24 protein-coding genes and 2 riboswitches are annotated in these 26,781 nt (G+C 42.8%); of the genes, 18 read left to right on the forward strand and 6 right to left on the reverse strand.

Features of this window, described 5'->3' with window-relative positions:
* Window position 1: 1 nt before the first annotated feature.
* Complete coding sequence (locus tag ACSLUK_RS00825; protein WP_448546595.1) at window positions 2-898, reverse strand: LysR family transcriptional regulator; 897 nt, start codon at window positions 896-898, stop codon at window positions 2-4.
* A 131-nt stretch (window positions 899-1,029) separates the two neighbouring features.
* Between ACSLUK_RS00825 and ACSLUK_RS00830 the strand changes: the two genes are divergently transcribed.
* The 3 genes from ACSLUK_RS00830 (at window position 1,030) to ACSLUK_RS00840 (ending at window position 2,621) form a co-directional block, all read left to right on the forward strand.
* Complete coding sequence (locus ACSLUK_RS00830; protein ID WP_448546903.1) at window positions 1,030-1,584, forward strand: cytochrome b; 555 nt, start codon at window positions 1,030-1,032, stop codon at window positions 1,582-1,584.
* 54 nt (window positions 1,585-1,638) lie between these two features.
* Window positions 1,639-2,217 carry a YceI family protein gene (locus ACSLUK_RS00835; RefSeq protein ID WP_448546596.1) on the forward strand — a complete coding sequence of 193 codons (579 nt, stop codon included), beginning with the start codon at window positions 1,639-1,641 and terminating at the stop codon, window positions 2,215-2,217.
* A 245-nt stretch (window positions 2,218-2,462) separates the two neighbouring features.
* Window positions 2,463-2,621, forward strand: coding sequence for a hypothetical protein (locus ACSLUK_RS00840; protein WP_448546597.1), 159 nt, complete (start codon window positions 2,463-2,465; stop codon window positions 2,619-2,621).
* A 118-nt stretch (window positions 2,622-2,739) separates the two neighbouring features.
* Here the strand turns inward: ACSLUK_RS00840 and ACSLUK_RS00845 are convergent, their stop codons facing one another.
* The 4 genes from ACSLUK_RS00845 to ACSLUK_RS00860 form a co-directional block, all read right to left on the reverse strand.
* The gene (locus ACSLUK_RS00845) at window positions 2,740-3,048 is read right to left on the reverse strand and encodes a hypothetical protein (RefSeq protein ID WP_448546598.1); all 309 of its coding nucleotides are present in this window, start codon (window positions 3,046-3,048) and stop codon (window positions 2,740-2,742) included.
* An 88-nt stretch (window positions 3,049-3,136) separates the two neighbouring features.
* The gene (locus ACSLUK_RS00850; RefSeq protein WP_448546599.1) at window positions 3,137-5,785 is read right to left on the reverse strand and encodes a M14 family zinc carboxypeptidase; all 2,649 of its coding nucleotides are present in this window, start codon (window positions 5,783-5,785) and stop codon (window positions 3,137-3,139) included.
* Between the two features lie 20 nt (window positions 5,786-5,805).
* Window positions 5,806-7,209, reverse strand: a complete 1,404-nt coding sequence (locus ACSLUK_RS00855) for an ATP-grasp domain-containing protein (protein ID WP_448546600.1) — start codon at window positions 7,207-7,209, stop codon at window positions 5,806-5,808.
* A 22-nt stretch (window positions 7,210-7,231) separates the two neighbouring features.
* Window positions 7,232-8,173 (reverse strand): ATP-grasp domain-containing protein, encoded by a 942-nt coding sequence (locus ACSLUK_RS00860; RefSeq protein ID WP_448546601.1) that lies wholly within the window; start codon window positions 8,171-8,173, stop codon window positions 7,232-7,234.
* 254 nt (window positions 8,174-8,427) lie between these two features.
* Between ACSLUK_RS00860 and ACSLUK_RS00865 the strand changes: the two genes are divergently transcribed.
* Window positions 8,428-9,555, forward strand: a complete 1,128-nt coding sequence (locus ACSLUK_RS00865) for a M20 family metallopeptidase (RefSeq protein WP_448546602.1) — start codon at window positions 8,428-8,430, stop codon at window positions 9,553-9,555.
* 76 nt (window positions 9,556-9,631) lie between these two features.
* On the opposite strand, the gene ACSLUK_RS00870 is transcribed toward ACSLUK_RS00865, so the two are convergent.
* On the reverse strand, window positions 9,632-10,888 hold the full coding sequence (locus tag ACSLUK_RS00870; RefSeq protein WP_448546603.1) for an NnrS family protein: 1,257 nt from the start codon (window positions 10,886-10,888) through the stop codon (window positions 9,632-9,634).
* Between the two features lie 528 nt (window positions 10,889-11,416).
* On the opposite strand from ACSLUK_RS00870, the gene norR reads away from it, so the two are divergent.
* The 14 genes from norR to ACSLUK_RS00940 all read left to right on the forward strand — a co-directional run bounded on the left by norR (window position 11,417) and on the right by ACSLUK_RS00940 (window position 26,768).
* Complete coding sequence (gene norR, locus ACSLUK_RS00875; protein WP_448546604.1) at window positions 11,417-12,985, forward strand: nitric oxide reductase transcriptional regulator NorR; 1,569 nt, start codon at window positions 11,417-11,419, stop codon at window positions 12,983-12,985.
* 127 nt (window positions 12,986-13,112) lie between these two features.
* Window positions 13,113-13,294, forward strand: a riboswitch (cobalamin riboswitch).
* A gap of 224 nt (window positions 13,295-13,518) precedes the next feature.
* On the forward strand, window positions 13,519-14,301 hold the full coding sequence (locus ACSLUK_RS00880; RefSeq protein ID WP_448546605.1) for an ABC transporter ATP-binding protein: 783 nt from the start codon (window positions 13,519-13,521) through the stop codon (window positions 14,299-14,301).
* The gene (locus ACSLUK_RS00885) at window positions 14,294-15,283 is read left to right on the forward strand and encodes a FecCD family ABC transporter permease (protein ID WP_448546606.1); all 990 of its coding nucleotides are present in this window, start codon (window positions 14,294-14,296) and stop codon (window positions 15,281-15,283) included. Before ACSLUK_RS00880 ends, ACSLUK_RS00885 begins: the two co-directional genes overlap by 8 nt.
* Window positions 15,284-15,289: 6 nt before the next feature.
* Window positions 15,290-16,339 (forward strand): nicotinate-nucleotide--dimethylbenzimidazole phosphoribosyltransferase, encoded by a 1,050-nt coding sequence (cobT, locus tag ACSLUK_RS00890; RefSeq protein WP_448546607.1) that lies wholly within the window; start codon window positions 15,290-15,292, stop codon window positions 16,337-16,339.
* Window positions 16,339-17,148 (forward strand): adenosylcobinamide-GDP ribazoletransferase, encoded by an 810-nt coding sequence (locus tag ACSLUK_RS00895; RefSeq protein WP_448546904.1) that lies wholly within the window; start codon window positions 16,339-16,341, stop codon window positions 17,146-17,148. Before cobT ends, ACSLUK_RS00895 begins: the two co-directional genes overlap by 1 nt.
* A gap of 13 nt (window positions 17,149-17,161) precedes the next feature.
* On the forward strand, window positions 17,162-17,740 hold the full coding sequence (gene cobU / locus ACSLUK_RS00900) for a bifunctional adenosylcobinamide kinase/adenosylcobinamide-phosphate guanylyltransferase (RefSeq protein WP_448546608.1): 579 nt from the start codon (window positions 17,162-17,164) through the stop codon (window positions 17,738-17,740).
* Window positions 17,741-17,748: 8 nt separating this feature from the next.
* Window positions 17,749-18,375: a histidine phosphatase family protein gene (locus ACSLUK_RS00905; RefSeq protein WP_448546609.1), complete on the forward strand. Its 627-nt coding sequence runs from the start codon at window positions 17,749-17,751 to the stop codon at window positions 18,373-18,375.
* Window positions 18,376-18,377: 2 nt separating this feature from the next.
* Window positions 18,378-19,898: a cobyric acid synthase gene (locus tag ACSLUK_RS00910; protein ID WP_448546610.1), complete on the forward strand. Its 1,521-nt coding sequence runs from the start codon at window positions 18,378-18,380 to the stop codon at window positions 19,896-19,898.
* Window positions 19,891-20,511, forward strand: coding sequence for a cob(I)yrinic acid a,c-diamide adenosyltransferase (gene cobO, locus ACSLUK_RS00915; RefSeq protein WP_448546611.1), 621 nt, complete (start codon window positions 19,891-19,893; stop codon window positions 20,509-20,511). The genes ACSLUK_RS00910 and cobO overlap by 8 nt, the downstream gene beginning before the upstream one ends.
* An 11-nt stretch (window positions 20,512-20,522) precedes the next feature.
* Window positions 20,523-21,407: a cobalamin-binding protein gene (locus ACSLUK_RS00920; protein WP_448546612.1), complete on the forward strand. Its 885-nt coding sequence runs from the start codon at window positions 20,523-20,525 to the stop codon at window positions 21,405-21,407.
* A 39-nt stretch (window positions 21,408-21,446) separates the two neighbouring features.
* Window positions 21,447-21,594: riboswitch (cobalamin riboswitch) on the forward strand.
* Window positions 21,595-21,631: 37 nt separating this feature from the next.
* Window positions 21,632-23,524 (forward strand): TonB-dependent receptor domain-containing protein, encoded by a 1,893-nt coding sequence (locus tag ACSLUK_RS00925; RefSeq protein ID WP_448546613.1) that lies wholly within the window; start codon window positions 21,632-21,634, stop codon window positions 23,522-23,524.
* A gap of 122 nt (window positions 23,525-23,646) precedes the next feature.
* Window positions 23,647-24,549 carry a LysR family transcriptional regulator gene (locus ACSLUK_RS00930; protein WP_448546614.1) on the forward strand — a complete coding sequence of 301 codons (903 nt, stop codon included), beginning with the start codon at window positions 23,647-23,649 and terminating at the stop codon, window positions 24,547-24,549.
* 97 nt (window positions 24,550-24,646) lie between these two features.
* On the forward strand, window positions 24,647-24,871 hold the full coding sequence (locus ACSLUK_RS00935) for a glutaredoxin family protein (RefSeq protein WP_448546905.1): 225 nt from the start codon (window positions 24,647-24,649) through the stop codon (window positions 24,869-24,871).
* 103 nt (window positions 24,872-24,974) lie between these two features.
* A complete protein-coding gene (locus tag ACSLUK_RS00940) occupies window positions 24,975-26,768 on the forward strand; it encodes a GGDEF domain-containing protein (protein WP_448546615.1) in 1,794 nt (597 codons plus the stop codon).
* Window positions 26,769-26,781 lie beyond the last annotated feature (13 nt).

A 26,781-nucleotide genomic window follows, 5' to 3' on the forward strand; every position in this document is an offset into this window, starting at 1 on the left:
GTTAAGGGCGTTTTTCACCAAATGCAGTCAATGCCTGCCAAAGCGATTCGGCAACAGGCCCAAAGATTTGATCTTTATGTTTAATCGCATGGTAATTGAGAGGCAGCCTTGTGCGTAAATCACTCAGTTGTAACGGGATCAGTTCACCTGATGCAATGTCTCGATTAATAACTGAATCGGGTAATCTTCCCCAACCAATACCACTCTTAATTAGGGTATGCTTAGTATTAAAGTCGTTTACATACCAACAGCGTTGACCAGTTTGTACACTAAACTGCTTGCCCTGAGAGCTTTGACCTGAATCTTGAACAACAATTTGATACTCGTTGATGAGCTCTGTGGCACTTGCTAAGGCAGGATGGCGTTCAATGAGTTTTGGCGAGGCAACATTGATCAAATCCCCTTGATCTAGCCATATTGCAGTGAGCTTGCCTAATTCCAGTTTTACAGGATCTATGGTGGTAATGGCTATGTCAGCACGCTTTTCTTCTACTGACTCGATAGCGCCACTTAAATACTCCTGTTTCAGCACAATTTGAGTCTGAGGAAATTGTTGCTGCATTGTTTCAAGCATCGGAATTATTTTGCGTATATCAAACGATGCGTTCATGGCAATTACAACCTGAGGTTCTTCGCCTCTGGCAAGGTGTACCGACAACTGCCTTAATTCGTTTGCTTCTTTAATGGTACGCATTGCATGATGATAAATTTTACGGCCTGCTGTAGTCAGTGATAATCGATAGGAAGAACGGTCGAATAGCTTAACGTTTAGTTGCGCTTCAAGTTGTTTTATTCCTTGGCTTATCGCAGGTTGTGTTTTATGTAACAGTGCGCTCGCCTGCTTTAATGTGCCCGTGTCTGCTAAAGCGACTAGCATGTTGAGTTGGTCTAAGGTCATTTAGTACAAGATTTATAAGTTTAAGTAAAAGTTTACTAGTTGTTCAGTATTATTCAATATTAATTTAAAGGTTGTGCTGGCACACTAACGCTAATAGTTAAGAGTTAGACGGATTGGTATTAAGGTTTTAAATTATGCAGAACACCGAAAATGGCTATGGCACAGTGGCAATTGTTATGCACTGGGTTGTTGCTGTGAGCTTTTTCGCCTTGTTCGGGCTGGGGTTTTGGATGGTGGATTTGGGCTACTACGATCAATGGTATAAAAAGGGCCCTGATTTGCACCGAAGTGTTGGCATATTGCTGTCAATGTTAGTGATCGCCAGATTAATTTGGCGTGTCAAACAAGTAAATCCGAAGCCTATTGCGACATATAGCAAATTGGTTAGACGCTCGAGTCATCTCATGCACATCACATTGTATGTGTTGTTATTTGTGATTTTTGTCAGTGGTTATTTCATCTCAACCGCAGATGGCAGGGGTATTGATGTTTTTACTTGGTTTACCGTGCCTGGATTTGGTGAATTGTTCGACGAACAGGCTGATATTGCCGGAACCATTCACAAATATGTTGCCTATGGCACATTAGCTTTGGTTGCTTTGCATGCTGTGGCTGCGTTTAAACACCATTTTGTTGATAAAGACGATACATTAAGGCGCATGCTGAGTAGTAAGCCCAAAACATAGATAGATTTTTACGTAACAGACAATTATTAATTTAAAAAATTTAAGAGGAATCCCATGAAAAAATTATTAGCAGGTTTAACCACAAGCCTTTTGATGTCAACAATAGCGTTGACGGCTTCGGCAGCTGATTATGTGATTGATACCAAGGGTGCACATGCATCAGTCAATTTCAAAATTCAGCATTTAGGTTATAGCTGGTTAACCGGGCGCTTTGATAAGTTTTCGGGAAAATTTAGCTACGACGAAAGCAATGTTGCTTCATCTAAGATTGAAGTTTCAATTGATACCGCAAGTATTAATTCAAATCATGCTGAACGTGATAAACATTTGCGCAGCGACGACTTCCTATCGGTTGACGAGTTTGCAACGGCAAAGTTTGTGAGCAAAAAAGTGATCGACAAAGGTGATGGAGAATTATTAATTCAAGGTGACCTTACATTACACAATGTGACCAAAACTATTGAAATAGACGCTGTTAAGATTGGCGAAGGCAAAGATCCTTGGGGCGGCTATCGTGTCGGTTTTTCAGGAAAAACACGTTTGGGGTTAAAAGATTTTGGCATTAAGACTAATCTTGGGCCTGCCTCGACACATGTTGAGCTTGAATTACACATTGAAGGTGTCAAAGTTTAATCGTACTCGCTATACAAATAACTATGCGAGGTGCCCGAAAGGGCACTTTTGCGTTTTGAGGGTGTAAATTGAAAATTACAGTCTTACGAGACATTAAGTTTAAGTGAATGAAATTTGAGAAAATATCAAAATTCGTCGAAACGAGTACGATAAAAGTTACTTTTTTGTGATTTGGCGCAATTACAGGCAAAGTTGAAATTACAAGCTATACTGTGATTTCATCTCAAAGAAGGAAGGGCTCTGACATGGATGCTGCAATCAAAGAACGTTTAAACAACCTCACTGAAAAAGCGCTGCGTGATAACGCCAGTGACGAAGAGCTTAGGGAACTTACTACCCTAGTAGCTGAAACTATCATGGGGGGATTTGATAAAATAACCTCAACTGAGGCTAGCGAAGGATAAATGCCGAGCCATCGTATGCCAAAAATTAAATACTCGGGCTTGCCAATACAATAGAGTTAAGCCCGAATACTGTAGCTGACGTCTTAATTAATGCACATGTAAATTACTTTGGTTCTAGTCAAACGCACTTTACTGTTCCTTTAAGAATTACAGCTTGAGGTGCTGATCCAAATTTACGATCTTCCTTAAACTCTGTTTTTGCCTCTTTGTCGCCACACAATTCTTTTGCTCGACGAAGCCACAACGGTTTCAATTCATCAATTTTAGTTAAATTACCGGCACCGGTGTAACGCAACCAATATTCATTCTCGCTAAGCTGACCATCTTCGTAGCCGCCGCCTCCGCCAAAAATAGGTTTAGGTTGGTATACCGTCGACATACAGCCGACTAAAATAGTTAATAATGAGATAGTAGCAATTTTTTTCATTTTATTATTCTCAATTGACCATAGTAAAATTCTCATTAGTAACTTATGTTAAATCGTTCCAAAAAGTCAATTTAATGTTTCAAACTTGTTAATCAGTGATGCTTGGTTCGTCGTTGTCTTGCGGTTCAAATTCTTCTTCATCGATGACAATCGTCTCATTAACTGTGTAATAAATACTAACGGGTTCCGAAAAATTAGGCACATCGTCGTAACTAAACACTGAATAATATTTGGGAATGTTAGCATTGCCAAAATTATCAAATGTGTATTCATCAGGACCACCATAGAGTTTTACGCCATCATTGGGGGACTTGGGCGGGTGAAAACGATTCCGCACGACGAAACAGCCGACGAAATCCTCATCATTCGGATTTTGCCAAGTGAGTTTAACTTGCCTGTTGTCCACGTTGGCGCTCAGTTGTTGAGGCGCACTAACGGGACGTTTGCGACGTGGAATGTACTCAATAACGAGTTGTGGGAGTTGCGTTGAGCTTTCTCCATGCCAATCCACTTGCTGGGCTCTTTCAACCGAAGAACTGGTGGCTCGAATGATTAAGTAACAAGGCTTACCGTTCTCGTGCAGTTTTTCCAATTGTTGCTTGCAAAAACTATCAAATATGAAGTGATGGGTACTGTTTTCTTTGAGTTGTGCGTTACTTACCTCATAACCGATGAATTCTTTTTTGCGCCTTTCTTTAACGCTTTGGTAATCAATATCTCTTAAGCTTGCCAATTCGATTGTAAAGCGCGTGTCTTTGTGAGTACTCATTGGTGACTTACTATGCATGACTAAGTAGGCGTTGGTGATGACCGTCTTATTTACGTCAGGTAAATCATTGAGCATGAATGCCATTTGGCCATAGACAATATCGCCATCTTCATCAAAGCCAGACGATAGTTGTTTTTCAATGATGGTATGTTTGTTAATCGTATTTAGCGCGATTGGGTCGAGTGTCATCGTTGCTGGTGTTCGGGTATAGATGATCTCAAGATTAGGGCGATAATGAATGCCTGCACCAAACTTTCCATAACCAATGTCAAATTGCATCATTTGAGAATCAGCCCCTAAGGGTAATTTCTTAGGACCTTCAATTCTTAACAAGACTTTGCCATCTTTTATTGCGTTTTTGAGAATGTGTCGCTCGGTGACATTGAAGTCCCATTCGCTCCATATTCCTTGGGTAAGTTGGTCAGATGCAATTGCGTGTCCCAATGTTTGTAAAGGAACGGCGCCATCGATTTGGTTAAAGTCGGTTAAGTCGTTAATTTGGTGATGATCAAGAATTGATACTGTCCATTCACCGAAGTTTTCGACTTTCGCATTAACACGGTTCATGGGGTAAAGGGAGAATTTGGCAGATTTTAGTTTTGCGTCTTCAGGTAAGTTGTCTAACGTAAATGCGATCACGCCATAACATACGCCTTTGCGCTTGTTTACGCCGACAAAGAGCGAGTTATAGCCAAAATGTTCTTTGTTTTTGTCGGTTTGCCGTTGGCTAACGTATCCAATGTCTCGTTTTAACGGATACAGCGAACGAGAATATTCGTCAGCTGCTAATGTGGTTTTTATCTTGAGTTCAGGACTAAATGGTGACTTAATCTTGCTCATTTTGTCCACGGCTCGCAGATTGTAATAGTATTTTTTTCCGCTTTTTAGTTGTACATCGGTAAAGTGCGTTGCATGGGTAATTGCGACCAGTGTTTCGTCAGAGCATGCCGTTTTCACTTGTTCAGCGCGATAAACTTCAAAGTAAACTTCCTTGGTATCATCATATTGCCAGCTAATTTTGGCGGTCGATGTGTCAATTGAATCCAGAACGAATTGGCTTGGCCTCGCTGGTGCAACGTTGGAATAATTCACCGCCTCAGACAAAGCCAACAGTACTGCGGGTATATTTTCATCAACACTTTGCGACATATTAATCAAATAATCAGGAATATTTCGCGTTCCTACTTCGACAACTGCTGCAAGAATACCAAGTGAATAATAGTACTCCCTGCCACTTCCATGGATCAGGTTGGTAGGGGGCTTTCCGCGATGTATACCGTATTTTCGACCTGTAACTTTAAATATTTCTCGATTCATATTGGCACATAAAATATTGAGATCTGTGCCTTCGATTTCTGTCTCATGGTTAAATTTATGTGCGGGAAAAAAAACATTACCTTGTGAGTGGTAATCGAGTGCAATGGTAATATTTTTATGGTTCTGCACAAAGTCACGAATCGCGCGAGTTTCTGGCTCAGAAAAAGCTTCAGGACCTGCATAAGTGTTTAAACTGGTGTCTGTACCTTTCTTGAAACGCACACCAAAGTTACGGTTCAAATCTACCCCAAATGTGCCATCTTTGTTATCACGACGGTTCTTGCGCCAAAATGAGAAATGATTACGTGAAAACTCAAAACCGTCAGGATTTAAGCAAGGCACCATGTACAAGGTATTGCGTGTTAGCGCCTCTTTTAGCTTAGGGTTAAAACGATAATTACTGATGACATATTCAATGAACTTGATGGCGAGCTCATTGCCGATCCATTCACGGGCATGAATGGTCCCTGTGTAGAGCAAGGCGGGCTTTTGATCGGCGTATTCAACGTCGAGTGACATGGTCACTAATAAAATTGGCCGTTTTTCCCATGTTTCACCTATTTGGGTGAGCTTTAATAAATGGGGATGTTCGCCCATAGCTTGCTCTAAAAAGCGCACGGTTTGTACGTATGACGTATATTGCTTTTTCAATGTAAATTACTCTAATTATTTCATTTGGTATTGGGCGCAGTTGCCAGCATTTGTTGCCATTGCGATACAATGAGTGCTAGTTTTTTTTCTTTTAGATTTCTCACCGTGAGTAACTTGGCCGGATCATGCTGTAGTGCAGATACAGTTCCTTCTCGACCTAAAGTCTCGATGATGCTATCCACCATTTTTTTACCAATACCTTTGATTGACGCAAAAAAGCTTTCCAGTTGACTGGTATCAAATGGATAGGCTGTTGTTTGTTTATTATTTCCACTAACCACATTGTTTTCATCGCCTAGCACATTACTATCTTCGTTAACGTGGAGCTTTGATGTTTGCCTGTTTTTTTGGTAGTTATCTTGAAAATTCCATTGCTCACTCGGCCACTCTTCTTGTGGCCTCAATTCAATTGGTAGCAACGAAAAATCGATTGCCGTTGCGTGTGCCAGTACGTCATTACAATCATAACTCGGTGTATATTCGCCAAAGGTAATGTGACGCATAGTGCGTAATAACGACGAATTGATTTTGCCGAGTTCTTCCCAATTAAATAACGGAAAATAGGGTTTTTTAAATGTGCCATCAGATAGCAACCACATTAAATATTGGCCTATCCAATCACGCACGTAAGGAAAGGCTGCAAATGCCGTGGCGCACTCTAATATTCTAAATTTACCATCGGTGCCTAATGCGATGTCACATGCCCAATATTCAGCGTTCGCAGCTTTTGACGCTTGAACAGCGATATCCAGCGCTTTTTGTGGCACATTGAGATAGTCCATCGCGCCACCTTGGCTAGTATTGGTAAGCCATTCACCGTCTGGCGGACGTCGCCAAAACGCACAAATTGGTCGATGGCCAACTAGCATCACGCGAATATCGGCTGCCATGGGCACAAACTCTTGAACGTAAACGGGGTAGTAACGTTTTACACTCAATAGTGATTTGGCTTCATCAAAGGTGTCCACTTTATGGACGTAATACCCGCCATAGTTTGAGGGCCCATATGATTTTTTGATGATCTTTGGATAACGGGTGTACTGCAAAAATGTTAATGCTTCATCTAGCTCATAAAATATGTCCGTTTTGGGAATTGGTAATCCATATTTCTGACAGAAGTGGGTTACGTTTTCTTTCGACTTGTTGGCAAATTGCGCATCTAATGACGGGACAAAGCGTACATGTGGCAAGGCGCGTGCAATTTCACGAAATGTTTCATACGCCGTTGCCGGAATATTGCCAATGAGAACGTCGATATTCTTGCGTTTTACTTCGTTGATAAACCGTTGTTTGTCCTTGCCCCAATGGTAAGTGACTGATTCTATTTTGTCTGGCCAGCCTTTAAAGTTTGATACGTCAAAGAAGCGTAAAACGTGATCAAGGTATAGCAGGCCTAACTTAGGGAGCGATGTAGTAGTATTCATTAAATCAGTTTCCGTAGACAGATTAAAAATTCACAACCTTGGCAGTAGCAACAGAGGCGGTGCTTTGTACCCGTTGTTCGATCAAATCAACAATTTTGGTAATTTTTTTATGGTTGAAGTTGAGCCCTAGCTTCTCTTGTTCTGGTGTGGCAAATGCCGGAATGCCGTTGACTTCAAGAACAACATATTCTTGACGTTCTATGTCGAAAATAAGATCGACACCTGCGATCTCCAATCCGGTGACTTTCGCGGCTTTTAGCGCAAGGTCGATAGCGGCTTGGCTGGGTTCGCGTAGCATAATGCTACCGCCACTAGTGATATTCGTTTTCCAATCATCCTTGGGGGCTCTGCGGCCGTAGCAAGCGATGTATTCGCCATTAACGATATCGATGCGATAGTCGGTCATGTCGTAGTTGACGAAGCGCTCGACGTAAAAATGCGGGATGTTAGTGTGCTCTAAAAACGGAAATAGCATATCAAGTGCTCGTTCATTCTCTATTTTTACAATGCCCATACCGCCCCAGCCGTCGGTAGGTTTGTAAACTAGCCGTCCCTCCCATTCTTTTAATGTTTTTTTCAGTCGTTTCTTATCCCGGTTTTTTAGCATTTTATAATCCGCGGTTCGTATGCCAGCACGGTTGAGTTTATGTGATGTGCGAAACTTGTCTTCGGATAAGGCGAATGCGTCAAAGTTGTTCAGGCATGGAATTGAATCATTGAGTGTTTGGTAAAGGTACATCTGGTATTGCGTTTGTTTCCCTGCGTTATAGGAAAAAAACGCAGCCAATTCTTCCATTGCGACTTTTTTACACAAAATATGGCCATTTGTTGCGACGGCATTCGCTAAATTCAAATCGGGAATAACGTGTATATCTCTTGCTTGTAACTGATTGATAAGTTCTTCTTGTATGGCTTGGCCACCACCATTCTTATACATCCACATTCCAACGGTATACTTCGACATTTTCGTTCCTGAATTTCTCTTGGTTAGGGGCATTAATAACCACCTAGCCTAAAAATGCACTGTTACCGCTGTATTACGTATTGTCATTGCAAAAAAAAATTCATGATTCTGTAGTAATGGGGCTAGCCTTTACGTAATCGTAAATATTTCCGTCATCGCTTATTCATCAATTCAACACAGTATTGTCATCAATCTGCCAACAATTCACGTTGCAATAGCACAAAACCTTCGTGTGTGATGTAAAGGAGTGAGCAATGTCACAATATTATGATTTTTCGCAATTGGCTCAATTGGTTAATATAAATTCTTATACAAAGAACAAAGTAGGCGTTGATGCAGTTGCTAGCTTGTATTCGCAATGGATGAAAGAACTCGGCTTTGCTGTCAACAGATACAAACGCGCAGAAATAGGTGATCATCTGCATTTTATTTCGTCTAAACAAGTGGGTAAAAAAGTGCTACTGCTTGGGCATTTCGACACGGTGTTTCCACCGCAAACGTTTGAAGGTTTCAGTGAAGACGAAGGATGGATTTATGGTCCTGGCGTGTGTGATATGAAAGGCGGAAACATGGTTGCATTGGAAGCTTTACGCAATGTGCATCAACAACATGGTGAAATCGCAAATATTGATGTCTTAATGGTTAGTGATGAAGAAACAGGTAGCGATGATAGTAAAGCGTTGACAGCACAGCTTGCCAGAGATTATGACTTATGTTTGGTGTTTGAAGCTGCAGGGCCTGCACAAGAAATCGTTATTGCGCGCAAAGGAATTGCGACGTTTACCATCCTAATTGAAGGGAAAGCTGCACATGCAGGTAACCACTACCAAGACGGAATCAACGCTAATCTTGCCGCTGCCCATATGGTTATATCGCTAACCAGCCTGACTGATTTGTCGCGTGGTTCAACAGTGAATGCGGGCAAAATTGCTGGCGGCATTGGTGCTAACACTATATCTCCGCGTGCTGAAATAAAGGTGGAAGCAAGGTTTACTGGCAGTCAAGAAAAGCAGCGAATACTTGATGGTATAGAAGAAATAGCAAACGCACCCAAAGTAAAAGGTGTACGAGTCTCGTTAACGGGGGGCGTGCAACGAGACGTAATGCAAACGACTGAGCAACAGGTGTCGCTGATTCAAACATTCGAAGCAATTACTGAAGAGTCGTTTAAGCTGGAACGTCGAGGCGGGGTATCAGACGCTAATGTGGTGTCAGCCATTGGTATACCTACGTTAGATGGCTTTGGTCCTTTCGGTGACGGTGATCACACTGAAAATGAGCGAGCGTGCAAAAAGAGCTATTTAAGCCGTATTGCCTTGGTGAGTAAAATTCTTAATGCCTACAATGGCGTGCAAAAGCTACCAGAGAGTGATGTTGCATAAGCACTTTAAGCCATTGAGTTCATTTTCGATTTTGCTGCATTTGAGCATTGCGATCAAATGCAGCGATTTTATATATCTAGCTATGCGCTTTTTTTGGCGGTGGGGGAGGTGCTAAGTCAGCACGCTTTTGGGTCAATATTGGTGTGTATACCCAGAGAAATATCGCCATAGCGGTTAGCCAACATAGCGCACTGCCTAGCCATGCGTAGTACGGAGATATGACAGTCAGAAGTGCCACCCTAAAAATCAATGAACATACTAGCAATACAAATGCTGCGATGATGATTGGCCTAACTTGCAGCGCCCTGCCGGTGTGACCTAATGAGACACGGCTTAACATACTCAATATCATCAAACCTATGCCTCCTATCGTTAATGTGTGTATGCCCATGCTAAAGGTGATTGCTGCAAGCCAATAAGAAAAACCTAAAAGTAGCAAGCCTAACGCCATAAATAAATACGACAAATGCAAACTCCACAGTAGGGCTACTTTCAACGTCTGGTGGCTTTTCCAAAAAGCGAGACGCGCTACATGAAGCAGTGCTGTAAGAGAAAACAGCCAAGGCATAATCGGCGTAAGGCTGGCGAATATTATATGTAGAATATAGAAGGCAATGGTACAAATCGATGCGATTAGCACCAGCTTTTCGATGACTACGGGTGTCTGAATGGGGCCGGTGTTCGTGCCTCTAGCAGTAAAGAATGGAATAACGCGACCGCCTATAATCGACATGATCAATGTCATCATCAACAGACTGATCTGCATCAGCGACGTAACTATTGAAAACTGTTGTTGAAAGCTTAGCGTGAGTACCAACAGGTTTAGCATCGCTAACACCGTTAAGATAGGGACAAATAGAAAGTTGCGCTTGTTGTTTGCTCTTATCACCATTCTTGCAAATGTGGCAATGGTCATTAACCACCAAATAGCGGATAAGATGATCGCCAGAATTACACTAACATCAGAGTTATAGTAAAGCGTTGCTCTAATTGCGCACCATAACAATACAAATCCTAGTAACGGTCCTTTACTCAGGCTGGCTTGATTCGTCCAAGTTTGACCCGCCGTTAGAATGAAAGCGACGGCGATTGTGATAGCAAAGCCAAAAATCATTTCATGCGCATGCCATAAAGTAGGCGCAATGGCGTGATGCGGCATGACTGGCGTTCCACTTAGTTGAAGAAGCCAGACGGCTAAAGCCAAACAAGAAAAGAGCGTTGCCAATAGAAAAAACGGGCGAAAGGCTAGCTCAAAAATAGGGGCATGACAAATTGCCTGCCAGCGTGTTTTATGTTGCCCAGGTTGACCGAAGGGCTCTTGAATAGTCAGCATATTAAAAGTTCTGTTTCCCTAGCCCATGTTGACCTACGCAACGGATGACATAACCTAACTTGAATAAACCCGCAAATATGATGGTGCAAATATGGGCAATAATTTGTACTTGTATGCTAATAAGGTTGTCATATTTAAACGTAGCAAGTATTGATATAGCGCAAACTATAAAACTAATTAGCATTAATACGTTGCCTAAATGCACACACCGGCGAAAGTTCACTTGGGGGGAGAGTGCAACCGTTGGCATCAAAGTGGTTTGAGACATAGTGGTTTGAGACATAATAGTTCCTAGTAACCGATATTGACGAAGTTGCAGCGGTGTGCTGAAACTAGTTAATGAGTAATGCATCGCAAATCTAATGCCAATGTGTTAGTTGTTGATATTGTTAAACATTTAATTCTGTGTAAAGTTACTGTGTAGTGTTTATGACTCTTTTGTTTGTAGTCAATTTGACTTTGGTTGTAATCTCTAGTCAAATTGACTACAGTGGTGAAATGCTACTTTAAGTAACGTTCTGAGAACTAATGTCTGATATTCCCACAAATGCACTACTGTCGTTATCGCTTGATTTAGCGAAAAGCTTGTCTAGCCAAGATCGTTTTGATCGACTGCTATCGACGATCAGAAAGGTAATTCGCTGCGATGCTATTACTTTATTACGTTTGCACGGTGACATATTGATACCACTTGCACAGCAAGGATTGTCTGAAGAAACCTTAGGACGCCGCTTTGTTGTAGCGCAGCATCCAAGATTTGTTGAAATATGCCAAAGCCAAGAGCCAATACGATTTAGTGCTGATTGTCATTTGCCAGACCCTTATGACGGACTGCTCATTGATAGTGACGATGATTTGCCAATGCACGCTTGCATGGGCCTGCCATTACGCTATGACGATAATCTAATTGGTGTAGTTACGTTCGACAGTTTGACGACTGGCGTCTTTGATAACATCGCTAGCAAAACCTTAGCGTTATTGTCTGCAATCTCTGCTGCCCACTTGAATACTGCTTTGATGATTGAACTGATGGAACAAAATGTCGCTATGTCACAACAGGCAGTGGTAGAAATGAGCTATCAGCAGACTAATGCGTTGGGTTACGAAATGATAGGTCAAAGTGAGCCGATGCAACAATTAAAACAAGAGATCGCACTCGTTGCGACATCTGATTTTACTGTGTTGATCACGGGCGAAACGGGTTGTGGTAAAGAGTTGGTTGCCGATGCGGTACATAAAGCTTCAAGACGCGCTCAAGCGCCAATCGTACACGTTAACTGTGCTGCGATTCCTGAAAACCTCATTGAAAGTGAACTATTTGGTCATGCTAAAGGAGCTTTCACTGGCGCTGAACGTGAGCGCCGAGGCAAGTTTAGTATTGCGAGCGGTGGTACCTTGTTTCTCGATGAAGTTGGTGAATTACCTTATAGTGCACAGAGTAAGATTTTACGTGCATTACAAAATCAAGAAATTCAACCGGTTGGCAAAGAACTGGCTGAAAAAGTTGATGTGAGAGTGATTGCAGCAACCAACAGGGATTTACTAAAAGAAGTAGAAGCCGGAAACTTTCGCGCCGACTTATATCATCGACTAAGTGTTTATCCCATCTCCGTGCCACCACTACGTCAACGTTATGGCGATGTCACTTTACTTGCGGGCTTTTTTCTGGAAAAAGTACGACGAACCTTGGGGATTAAGCAGTTGAAGATAGCTGAATCCTTGCTTGCACAAATGCAGAATTACCAGTGGCCTGGGAACGTTAGGGAGCTGGAGCATGTAATGAGCAGAGCTGCGCTCAAAGCAAGCGCACGTCAAGTGAGTAAGCAGACAGTAGAAATCGAAAGTCAGGACTGCTACGAAATACTGACAGCATCCTCCAATCATATTGTGCCACCATCTAAGGTTGCGCCTCCCGATACTAATATGTCCTTTGATACAGGGCTCAAAGTTGCAACTGAATCTTACCAACGACAAATGATTAGACAAGCCCTACAAACATCAAACGGCAATTGGGCAGCGGCGAGCCGAATCTTAAAGATGGATCGTGCAAATCTTGCAAGATTGGCAAAGCGTCTTGATGTTTATACGAGCGCGTGAAATGTGTGCTGAGTAATATAAACAAGTAGCGAAAGTTTTAGACGTCTATATAGCCAAACGGTAATTTTACTGTTATAGTGACGACCGTTTTTTGGTGCTTTGTGCGAACAAAGCGCTAGAGCAATCGTTAATTTCGCCAATCGAAGGCGTGATAACGAGTGTTGTAGCAGGGAATACGATGAAAGTTCGTAACTGTTCCCGCAACTGTAAATGAAGCTGGGCTTACAAACCACTGGGTAACTGGGAAGGGTGAGTTGATATCAGGCAATCTTCATGAGTCAGGATACCTGCCAAGAAACGAAGAAGTAATACCATTGGGTATCTGAGTAGATGAACAATATTGAAAATGATGTTGTTACTCATTTGCTTTATTGTCGTGCGGGTAACGCGATAGTTTCAATTTTTAGGGCTGTTCGAATACATTAACTACACTGAATAAATATTGGTGCAGTTTATGGTAAAGCTTGCCCTGTCATTGTGCTGCGTCCCTGCATTTATGCCATCGCCATTAGGCTAAGTGTTAAATTTTTACTATGTCAGCAGCAGAATTATCGGTTCAATCTTTGTCTTGGGGGGTTAACCACCAGACAATTATTAAAGATATCAGTTTTCAGGCTAATGCCAACGAAGTGATTGGTATTGTTGGGCCCAATGGTGCAGGAAAAACCTCCATATTAAAGTGCTTGTATAAAGCATACTCAGCTCATTCTGGCGATATTTTTGTTAATGGTAAGTCTGTTCAATCACTATCTAATCACGTTTTAGCGCAGTTAATTGCCGTAGTATGCCAACACAATGAAACGGTGTTTGATCTCACGGTTTTTGACATAATCCATATGGGGCTTGTACCACATAAAACGATTTTTGAACGTGATACCAGTGAAGATCTACGTCACATTGAAATGGCGGCGACCAAAGTCGATTTATTTAACAAGCTAAACAGCAAATTTTCTATTCTTTCTGGTGGTGAGCAACAACGATGCTTGATCGCCCGAGCAATTGTTCAGCGGCCCCAGTTGCTCATTATGGATGAGCCTACTAATCATCTAGATGTTTTTTATCAACATCAAATATTGGCTTTAGTGAAGCAACTTTCATTGACCTTAGTAATGTCAATTCACGATCTGAACCTCGCTGCGCAATATTGTGATCGCATTTTGTTACTTAACCAAGGGCAAGTGGTAGCGTTTGATACCCCCGAAAACGTCTTGGTGCCACAAAGGCTAGAGGCTGTCTTTCGTCTGCCTTGTATTGTCGACCAACATCCAATTACGCAAAAACCGCGCGTGACTTTTTCAGGAGCGGCTCATGTTTAAGCGTTGGACATTGTGGCAAAGCACTTTCTTTTTGTCTGGTCTCGTAATCGTTTCATTATTCTTGTCTATGGGATTTGGCGCAGCGGAAGTTGGGTATCAGCAAATTTGGCAATGCGCCACCGTAGGCTGTGAGCGCTCTATTTACCAAACGATTCTCATGGATATTCGTTTACCGCGTGTATTGATGGGATTTTTAGCTGGCTTTGCATTGGCGGCAGCAGGGGCTTTAATGCAAAACGTTACCCGCAACCCTCTGGCTGACCCTTATCTGTTTGGTATTGTTGCTGGCGCTGGCCTAGGTGCGACTATTGCTGGCCTGATGCCTGAACAGGTACAAATGATTACCTTGCCGCTAGCTGCATTTATCGGAGCGCTTGTTGCTGTCGGTATCGTAATGTTGGTCGTGATGAACAATAACTGGCGGCGGGTCGAACACTTATTGTTAGCGGGTGTAGCAGTTTCTTTTCTGTTGAGTGCGTTCACCACATTTATTTTGTATTTTGGTGAAGCATTTGCCAGTAATCGCGTTATTTTCTGGTTAATGGGCAGTCTGTCGCGTGCGGATTACAGTGCACTCGGATGGACATTTCCGGTAGTGCTTGTGGCATGTGGTATTGGTTTGCTATATGCCAGACGGCTCGATGCAATGCTACTAAGCGATGAAAGTGCCAGCACTTTGGGTATCAATGTGGGTGTCATGAGACTGATGGCTTTGGTTATTAGTGCCGCGATGGTAGCTGTCATTGTTTCTTATTGTGGCGGAATCGGCTTTGTCGGCCTGATGATCCCACATATTGTGCGTCCATTTTTCGGTATAACCACGGCTAAATTGCTATTGAGCGCAGGGTTAGTTGGCGGTTGTTTCTTAGTCTGGGTTGATGTAATTGCGCGAACAATTATCCCAGGGCAGGAAATTCCAATCGGAGTCATTACCTCGGTTATTGGTAGTGTGTTCTTTCTTTTTCTTATGCGTCGGATGTAACTGGTTATGATAACTTCTGTCACCCATCAATATGATGGGGCAATTCAACAAGTGATTGACAATAAAACAAAGCCAATGGGCGCTTTGGGCATGTTGGAATCGCTTGCTAGGCAACTCGCTAGTATTCAAAGCCACCGATTGGCACAGCTATGTACCAAGATATCCTTGAGCAAACCGACGATGTTAGTATTTGCTGGCGACCATGGCATTGCTCAACATGGTGTGAGCATCGCACCTAGTGATGTAACGCATCAAATGGTGCATAACTTCTTAGCGGGAGGAGCAGCGATTAACTGTTTCTGTCGCACTAATCATATAGATTTTTATGTCGTTGATGCGGGCATCCAAACAGAAATAGATGAAGTAACTGTTGCAGCGCACCCAGAGTTAATTATTCAGCGACTAGGCGCGGGCACGGCTGACTTTTCTTCGCAACCAGCTATGACACCTGAGCAAGTTCGGCAAGGGCTCAATTTCGGAAAACAAGCAGCACAACGCATTCTTGACCAAGGTTGCGAGTTATTGATGTTTGGTGAAATGGGGATCGCCAATACTAGTGCGGCATCTGCGCTATTTGCTGCACTAAGTGATGTACCTGTAGTCGCAACGGTAGGACGGGGCACGGGGATTTCGATTGAGCAGCTCAACCAAAAACAGCAGTTAATTCAACAAGCGCTGATGCGATTCTCTGGTCGTGCACCATTGGATGTGTTGGCGGAAGTGGGTGGGTTTGAAATTGTGCAAATGATTGGCGCGATGCAGGCATGTGCCGAACGTAAAATCCCGATGTTAATTGATGGTTTTATTGTCTCAGTCGCCGCGTTTGTTGCGACTCAACTCGATGCCAATATTAGGGATTACTTAATTTTTGCCCATTGTTCAGATGAGAGCGCACATCGTATCTTATTGGGTAAATTAGTTGCGAAGCCAATACTGGATTTATCTCTAAGGTTGGGCGAAGGTACTGGCGCAGCGTTAGCCTTTCCGATACTCGCGTCTGCAGCAAGCTTTTATAATGACATGGCGAGCTTTGAAAGCGCGGGAGTCACGGTGTGATGACGATTTCGCGCACAGCAGCGCTGAAGCAGTGGCAGCTATTTCAATTGGCGGTAATGTTTTTTACTCGCATTCCAGTAGGGCGAAATGTGCCTTATTCGGCGCAGCGCTTAAATCAAAGTAGCCGTTATTTTGCACTTGTTGGTGTTGTGGTTGCCATTGTTTTTATACTGAGCTATCAGCTCGCACTTACTGTATGGCCAAACGATGTCGCTATGCTGCTGGCGATGATCGCAAGTTTTCTGGTTACAGGCGGCTTTCATGAAGATGGTTTAGCAGACGCGGCTGACGGAATTGGTGGTGGCATGACCGTTGACAAACGGCTGAGTATCATGAAAGACAGTCGCATCGGTACTTATGGTGTTTTGGCGTTATTTTCGGTGGTATTACTTAAGTATCAGTTATTGCTAGCACTGTCTGTCGCCACGCAACTTACTTGGGGATTTATTGCCTCTGTTGTAATAGCGCATTGTTTATCACGAGCTATTGCGGGAAGCCTGATATTTAACACTGCTTATGTTACTAAACAGGATGCAAGCAAGAGCAAGCCTTTGGCTGAACAGCAGTCAAAAACTGAACTGGTCATTTTGCTGGCCACGGGATTACTTCCGCTCACCTTATTCATCTTTAACGGTAATTTTTGGTCACTGATAGCGACTTTGTTGGCAGTGTTGATAGTGTTTAGAACGTTCGCCCGTCGATGGCTAATCAATAAAATAGGCGGTATTACTGGCGATTGTCTTGGTGCGGTGCAACAAATAGCTGAACTAATTATTTATTTCGTGCTGCTGGCATTGATAAACAATTAAGGGCGATTTTGAGATGCATTTTATTATTGGTGGCGCACGTTCTGGAAAATCTAACTTTGCAGAACAGCAGGTGCAGAAAATTGTCCAGCAAACGGATCAAACGCCCATCTATTTAGCAACAGGAATCGCCATTGATGACGAAATGACAGATAGGATCACACGTCATCAATTGCAGCGTAGCCAAGCCAGCGCAATGATGAACAAACCGTGGCAATTACACGAATGTGCAATGCAAATTGCCACGGCATGCCAGCAATTTGGTCATGAACATGTGGTTTTGTTGGATTGTTTATCGTTATGGCTTAACAACCATATTTTCTATGCTGTGCAACAGTTCAGCAGTGATGACGAAGTTCAGACATACCTAAGTGATATGCGTCAACAACTGGTACAGGCATTACAAAACACGACGTGCCGACTCGTGATTGTCAGTAATGAAGTCGGTTTGGGCATCGTGCCGCTAGGCAGAGAAACGCGTTGGTTTGTCGATCATCTCGGTTGGCTCAATCAAGCGATAGCACAAATTGCCGACGAAGTGACTTTGCTGACCGCAGGGCTTCCAATGACATTAAAAACAAATGATAGGGTTTAAATAAGATAATGGCTAAGATTCATCTAGTGAGGCACACCAAAGTAATGGGACCCGCAGCGCTATACGGTCATAATGACATTGCCGTTGCACCGAAAGACAATCAAGCATTGATGGTGCAATTATTGGCTCAAAACATATCGCCAACGAAAGTGCTTACCTCCCCATTGCAACGTTGCCAGTCTTTAGCAACAGCATTAGCGATTGAACTTGATTGCCCATTAGCGATAGAACCCGCATTTACTGAAATGGATTTTGGCGATTACGATGGCGTTCCGTTTGATGACATCGTACAACGTGACGAAAAATGGCAGGTATTAGAGCGATTCTGGCAAAACCCAGTACAAAATACGCTACCGAATGCCGAATTATTGGCAGGCTTTAGTTATAGGGTTTTGCAAGGCTGGCGTAAGTTGTTAGCCGCTGAGCTCGACGGCGAATTAGTCATTATTTGCCACGGTGGTGTTATCCGCATGATTTTAGCCCATTTACTGGGGGTTGATTGGCGAAACGCTAACCTTTATACGCGGCTGAATATTGCTTACGGTAGTATGACAACGCTCAATATCTCTGAGCGTAGAGATGTAACTGTTGAATGTATCGCACGCCCTATTTTGCCAACAGAGGCGGTTGTCTAGTAATGCACAAATTTCCCCCTACAGATTTGACCAATTTTGCAGGTACGCTAATGGTACAAGGCACTACCAGTGATGCTGGAAAGTCGACCTTAGTGGCAGCAATTTGTCGAATATTGGCCAATCACAATGTGACTGTTGCGCCTTTTAAACCACAGAATATGGCGCTAAATAGTGCTGTAACTGAAAACGGTGAAGAAATTGGTCGTGCGCAGGCGGTTCAGGCAATTGCGGCTAAGATACCATTACAGGTTGATTTTAATCCTGTGCTGCTAAAACCGCAGTCAGATACCTGTGCTCAAGTTATCGTTAACGGTAAAGCGTTACCAGCTATGGAGGCTGAGAGCTATCATCGGTATAAACCGATTGCTGCTAAAGCCGTGTTTGCCGCTCACCAAAGGCTAAGTGAAGGCTTTCAAGCGGTTATCGTTGAAGGCGCGGGGAGTCCTGCAGAAATCAATCTTAGAGAGGGTGATATCGCCAATATGGGATTTGCCGAGAAAGTCGATTGTCCGGTGATTTTGGTCGCTGATATCGATAAAGGTGGGGTTTTTGCGCATATCGTTGGTACCTTGGCATTGCTTTCACAATCCGAACAAGATCGTGTAATTGGCTTTGTTATCAATCGCTTCAGAGGCGAAATCTCACTATTACAATCTGGCTTAGATTGGTTGGAACAACATACCGGTAAACCTGTACTTGGGGTGCTGCCGTATATTCATGGTTTGCACCTGGCTGCGGAAGACGCTGTCGAAAACCATCAAACTACCGTAAATACCAAATTAAAAGTCGTCGTGCCTGTAACGCCGCGAATGAGTAATCACGATGATTTTGATGCGCTTCGTTTGCATCCAGAAATTGAACTCACCTTTGTTTATGCTGCTGAGCATAGCGCAACCCGTTTACCCGATTGTGATTTGATCATACTCGCTGGCAGTAAGAGTGTTAGTGCCGATTTAGCTTTTATCCGAGCACAAGGTTGGCACGAAGACATTAATAGGCATTTACGTTATGGCGGTAAGGTATTTGGTATTTGTGGGGGATATCAAATGCTAGGGAATACCATTCTTGATCCGTTGGGCATAGAGAGCGATGTCAAAGCTATGCCGGGACTCGAGCTGTTAAACATATCGACCCAATTACTGGAGCATAAAGCGTTGGTCAACTGTCACGGGTTGATGTGCTTGAATGGTGAGCAAGTTGCGGTGCAAGGTTACGAAATTCACTGTGGAGAAACAAACATCGGCACAGAAAACGCACTCAACCCTTTGTATCATATAGGAGATAGGCTGTGTGGGGCGATCTCTGCTGACAACCAAATTGCAGGTGGTTATTTACACGGGATATTTAATCAAGATCAGGTGGTAAGTGCCCTCGCTAATTGGTGTAACACCTCAATTTCCAAACAAGAAGATATGAGCATTCGTCAGGAAAAAGCGATCGCTTTACTCGCCGACACTGTCGAACAACATTTAGACATGAAAACATTAAATCGTTTGTTAAGTAATTGGATTCAAAATGACTGAGAATAAAAACAATCGCGTTGAACGCGACCCGAAAAAGCATCAACAGCGACAACAAAAACTAAAAGATAAAGTCGATGAGCGTGTTGCCGCGGCAACCGAAGATAAAGGATTGTTACTGGTAATTACGGGCAATGGCAAAGGTAAGTCGACGTCGGGGTTTGGCACCGTCGCACGCGCAGTTGGTCATGGCCTAAGCGCCGCAGTAGTTCAGTTTATTAAAGGCACTTGGGATTGTGGTGAGCGCAATTTATTGGAACAGCACAGTGTGCCTTTTGTCGTTATGAATACTGGCTTTACTTGGGAAACGCAAAACCGTGAACAGGACATTGCCGCGGCTGAAAAAGTGTGGACTGATGCGAAAAAGCTGTTAGCGGATCCTCAGGTAGATGTGGTGTTGTTAGATGAGATCACTTACATGCTCAGTTATAAATATTTGGATTTAGACGAGGTATTGCAAGCCATCAAAGCGCGTCCTTTACATCAGCACGTAGTAGTTACGGGAAGAGCGTGTCATCGTCAGTTAATAGAACTTGCTGATACTGTTTCTGAAGTTCAGTCGGTTAAACATGCTTTTGAAAGTGGTGTTAAAGCGCAACGTGGAATTGATTGGTAAGGAGAAGCTAAGTGTTTCATAAATTCATCATTAAATTATTGCTGCTGATTGCATTTGTACCGGTTGTTACTGTACAAGCCAATGCACCGCTGGCTGCAACAGAGGATAAAGCAACTACATCTGTAAAGCGTATTGTGGTGCTGGCGCCACATATCGTTGAAATGCTATACGAAATTGACGCTGGTGATCTAATTGTTGGGACCACCGACCACTCAGATTATCCTGAAGCTGCGCTTGCGATACCGCGTATAGGTAATTACGCCAAGCTCAATATTGAGCATGTGCTGTCCTTGGCACCTGACGTAGTGCTGGCATGGAAGAGCGGTAATCCCAGTGATGATGTGGAAAAGCTGCGTCAATTAGGGTTGAAAATCATCTATTCGCAGCCTGATGCATTAGAGGATGTTGCCAAAGAACTACGATTGTTTGGGGAGCTTGTTGGTCACCAGCAAAAGGCAGAAAAAGTGGCCAAAGCGTTTGAAAATGAACTGGCAAGGTTACGCCAACGTTATCAGGGTAAAAAGCCAGTATCAGCGTTTTATGAGTTATGGTCGCGACCGTTAACCAGTGTCGCGGGTGAAGCTTGGCCACAACAGCAGCTCTCTGTTTGCGGTATCGATAACCCGTTTATTCATAGTGCGACTGATTATCCACAGCTAAATATCGAACAAGTCGTGTTAGCAGCACCTCAGATTATTATTCAACCGGGAGCACACGGTGATAATGCACCTGATGCTGTGAATTGGCGTCAATGGCCTGAAATTCCAGCGGTTGAACACAATGCATTTTTACATCCCGATCCTGACAAAATGCACCGCATGACGTCAAGATCGTTACTCGAGTTAGCCAAACTTTGTGCTGACATCGATCAACTAAGGAAAACATACTACGAGTAGGACAGCTCAATCTAATACCAGTGTTGATGTGTTTGAAATTCGCTTTATACCCATAGGTGTTGCGCGAATAATTCGAATGAAACGGGAAATGGGTGAAACTCTCATGCTGCCCCCGCAACGGTAATTGGTTAGCGGTGAAATCACGCTAACCATAAGTCCGGAGACCGGCATCAACTATCACTTACTGTTTTTTCTGTGCGGGGTGCGCAGAAGGCGAGGAAATTATGAAAAAAAGTATTTTAGCGTCATCTATTTTGGCGTCAGTCGCAGTTTCGGTCAGTCAAGCAGCATTCGCATACAATGCAAATATTGATGAACGCATTTTAATCACGGCTAACCGTAGCCAACAAGATAGCTTTCTGGCGTTGTCGTCAAACAGCGTTATTACCCGAGACGATATTGAAGCCATGCAGGTGGCGAGTGTTTCTGACATACTGAAAACCGTCGCAGGTATTCATGTAGTGAGCCAAGGAGACGCGGGACAAAACAGTTCTGTTTTTACGCGCGGCATGGAAAGTGACCATACCTTGATTCTACTCGATGGCGTACGCGTTAATTCGGCAACTTTGGGGACTACTAACTTTGCTGCCTTATCAGCACAACAAATTGAGCGTATTGAAATCGTTAAAGGGCCAAGAGCCGCACTTTGGGGTTCGGATGCACTTGCTGGTGTTATTCAGATTTTTACCAAACGTTATGCGAATAACGAAGGTGCGATTAACTTAGGCGTTGGTAGTAATAGTTTCTACCAAAGTGCCGTTTCAGTTGGTTTTGGTAATGAACAACACCAATATACCCTTACTGCTTCTAGTGAACAATCAGATGGGTTTAATGCTTATCAATCTGATCCTGATAACCCATATGATTTGAACGAACCAGATAATGATGGCTATCAACGTCAAACTATTTCATTGATTGGTGATAGTCAGTTTTCAAAAGCTTTTGGTATGTCGGTAGTTGCACGTTTTCAACGTGGAGAAAGCGAATTTGACGCTTCGTATCCAGATCAGCCATGTTGGGACGACTTTACTAAAGTGTGCCCAAGTTTTTATGCCAACGAGCAAGATACTAAGACTTACCACACGAAAGTGGCGGGTCATTACCAATTTGGTAAAGGGTCAATGGAACTTGCTCTAGCCAAAAGTCAGGACAGGGGCGAGCAATACGGTAATGGCGTTGATTTGCAACAAATTCAGACTAAACGTGATCAAGTGTCTTTCGTTTTATCTTATCCGTTTACTGAACAAAGTAGCGTAACGACAGGGACGGAGTGGTATCAAGAAAAGGTCTCTGCTAATTATGACCTTGATATTTATACACCTGAAACTCAAACGTTTGCTAATACGTCTCGTGATGTCAGTGCGATATTTGCCCAAGCACGTCACCAAATTGACCGTGTGTTATTGGAAGTAGCGGTACGTGGTGACGATATTGAGCAAGTCGGTAATGAAACAACCTATAACCTGTCATTAGGCTATCAATTAGCAAAAAATTGGCTAGTGAGTGCTAATACTGGCACCGGATTTAAAGCGCCTTCGTTTAACGATCTATACTGGCCTGGTTCAGGTAACGCTGAGCTTAAACCTGAAACGTCAAAAACCAATGAGCTTTTAGTGCGTCACTTTGAAGATAACTATAACGTCGAATTAAGCTTATATGATACTGAAGTAGATAACTTGATTTCGTGGGCAGAAGGGGCTGATGGTTTGTGGCGTCCTGCAAATGTTGATCGAGCAACGATGACTGGTGTCGACTTAGCTGCATCATTAGATTTCGGTAACTTATCGCACCAATTTAACTTTGGTTATGTTGAAACTGAAGATAAAAAGACGAAAGAAGAGCTTTTGCGTCGACCAAAAGTTTCAGCTGACTACACGTTAGGTTATCAATGGAATGCATGGCATTTTTCTAGCACATTGAGCTACCGTGATGAAGCGCGCGATACCGCCGAATTGGATAGTTACTGGTTACTTGACGTGGGCGCTCAATGGCAAGTGAATGACAGCTTATTGTTGTCTGCTAAGGTAAATAACCTTTTTGATGAAGCTTATGAGACGTCACGAAACTATGTGGCTGACGGTCGAAACTTCACCGTAAATGCTAGCTTTGCGTTCTAAATTGTTAAAGTGAGCTGATAAAACGCGCCAATCGGCGCGTTTTTTATAGCCATAGATTAATGACCAGAATAGAATATCAAAGTGACCAGTCGCATCGATAAAAGGAAAATGAAGCAGTGAGCATGAAGAGTGAAATGTTAGATGGCATGGTAGTGTATGTCACTGTGGTAGAGTTAGGCAGTTTTTCATCGGCAGCTGATCGTTTGGGACACTCTCCATCTTTTATCAGTAAAGAAATCAGTAAGCTGGAAAAACGCTTGGGGGTAAGGTTACTCAATAGAACGACGCGCAGTCTGACCCTAACTGATGCCGGATTGACGTATTTTGAACGATGCCGACAAATTATTATTGATGCAGAAAACGCTGAATTTGCGATGGGGGCGTTGCAAGAAACACCTAAAGGGGTTCTTAAAATCAGCGCACCCATCACCATGGGGAGTGTGCATCTGGAACAACTCTTAACGGAGTTCTTAAAAACCTATCCTGAAGTCGATTTAGATATTCATTATAGCCAGCGCAAAGTTGATGTTGTCGCGGAAGGTTTTGATCTGGCTATTCGAGCGGGCACACTAAAAGAATCAAACCTGATTGCAAAGAAAATTGGCGCTGCTAAAGGCGTTTTTATTGCGTCGCCTGATTATATCGCCGAGCATGGTGAGCCGAAATCAATGGAAGAGTTGCAACATCACCGTGTTATTAGTTATGCAAATGTTGGTACACCCAAATATTGGGAGCTCAATGATAAACACGGTAAATCACATAGCGCGCATGTCAACCCTCGCATTATCACTAATAGTTCAGATTTTGAAGTTGTTGCAACTTGTGCAGGGTTGGGAATTACCAGATTACCTGCGCATTTGTGTCTGGATGAACTGAAAAGTGGTCAACTGGTAGAAATACTAAAAGATATTGAACTAGACGATATTGGCATTTATGTTGTTTACCCGCATCGCCAATATTTATCGGCGAAAGTAAAAGTGTTTATTGAATTCATGCAAGAGAACTTACAAATAGAGATGTGGTAGTGTTTGAATAGGTCAAATATTTATGTCAGTTGGTATTACAATTCTCTGGTAACTTGGTTACAGTAGTCATTAATTGAATTTTACACCATTAGCTCGTATGAAGATTGTCTTGTACAGTATGCAAAATTGTCCGCATTGTCAGACAGTTAAAAAATATCTGCTAACGAATAATGTTAGTTTTAGAGAGTGCAATGTTAAAACACCCGCAGGACAAAAAGAGTTTGCGCGAACGGGGTTTCGCGGTGTACCTATTATTAAAGTAGCAGATAGCTACCACCAAGTAACAAATTTAAAAAGTTTAGCCAAATTACTAAAGCAATAGATAAATGGATTAGGGATAGCAGGTGCAGGCTTTAAAGAGGTTCTTACAAACTGTATTTATTAGCATTTTGTGCAGCATGTCTTGCGCAGCGTATAGTAATTCAGTGGCCGATTTACAAGAGATGGAACAAGAAATTTATCAGTTTCCATGGAAATCCTACCAAAAAATTCTAGCCTACCCAAAAGTTGGTGCGCTTAAGCCAGAGGAATATCTGTGGTGGTTATTAAGAAAAGCACAAAGTGAAAATTTGCTCTATCTTTACGATGACTTTTCTGCAACGGTGACCGAAGCCGTTCAGCGAATAACGCCTACTACCCCAAAAATAATTCAAAGTCAGATCTATCATTTTCAGGGGATGATATTTGGCCGCGATGGTCGCTATAAAGAGGCGGTCAAATCTTTTCGTCTAGCAATGAAAACAGCCAAAGAAATCAATGCCAACACCATCTATTTGTATGCAAAGCAAGAGCTTGCCTATACCCAAAGTCTTACCGAGCTATTCGAGATTTCCTTAATTGATCTGCAAGAAGCTTTCGTAGAAGCATTCGCGCTCAACGATCACTTTCTTATTGCCGTAATCAACGAAACTTATGGGGCGGTTTATGGTTATATGGGTGAATACGAAAAGTCTATCAGCTACTACGAAAAAGCGTTGGCAACGTATGAGCGTCTTAATTATCCCGCGCATATGGCGGAAGCCATCTATGGGTTAGCATCTACCTATCGATACTGGGGTAAATTTGGCTTAGCCATCGCCAAATTTGAGTTGTATCGTCAACGGATTTCTTACACGCCCAATAAAGAAATATCCTATTTTGGTGCGTATGGGCTAGGCATGACCTTGGCGGAAAAAGGCGCCTGTGGTGAAGCGTTACAAGTCATAGACGAAGCATTGAGTTTAGAGGGCATTGATGACTATGACGCCGAATTATTGAAACAAAAAGCACGCTGTTTGATTCAACTTAACCGAATTGCAGAGGCAAGTGTAGCCTTAGAGCAGGCCAATGATATTTTTGAGGGCATGCCAGAACTTGTAGGGACGCGCTGGCAGTTGGAAATTACCAAGATTGCTGGTGAGTTAGCGTTTGCTAACGGTGAGTTGGAAGAAGCGTATCAATACGTTAATGAATACTACGAACAATATATTAAATTGGTCAGGGAAAGTGCCAGCGCGCGGCTGGTCAATGTAAAAGCTTTGCTGGAGTTAGAACGCCAAGAAATTGAGGAGGCTTTAGTATCGCAACGCTCGCGTGCTGACGACTTGGAACATCAGGTCGAGATTGATAAGTACGAACGTCAAACTTACTTACTGATATTTTTTGTGACAGGTTTTTTTATCGTTGCTGCCGTTGTCGTGGTGCAATATAGAAACAATCGCACAATGAAGCAATTGACTATTACTGATGAATTGTCTGGCATATACAATCGACGTTATGTTTTTTCATATCTGAATAAGATGTTAAGTGCAATTAGCCAAAACAAAGCACAAGTGTCCGTAATTTTACTTGATATAGACAACTTTAAGCGCATTAACGACCACTTTGGTCATCTTGTCGGTGATTTAGTGATAAAAACGTGTGCTGAGAAAGCACAGAAAATACTACGTAAAGAAGACGTAATTGGTCGAATTGGTGGTGAAGAGTTTATGTGTGTTCTACCAAGAACAAATAAACAAAAAGCCATGACCATTGCTAACCGAATTTTGGAAAGCATACGTCAGCATCGATTTGTTTTAGGGGACTCTGTTAATGTTCCAGTGTCGGTTAGTATAGGTGTCGCTGAGTTTGGTGATGATTGTGCTGACGGCCAAACACTGTTCAGTCATGCTGACATGGCGTTATATCAAGCGAAATACCTTGGTAAAGATCAAGCAGTAAGCTATCCGTTTGACAGCTAATATTTGAAATTCA

Source organism: Thalassotalea fusca (assembly GCF_053485835.1).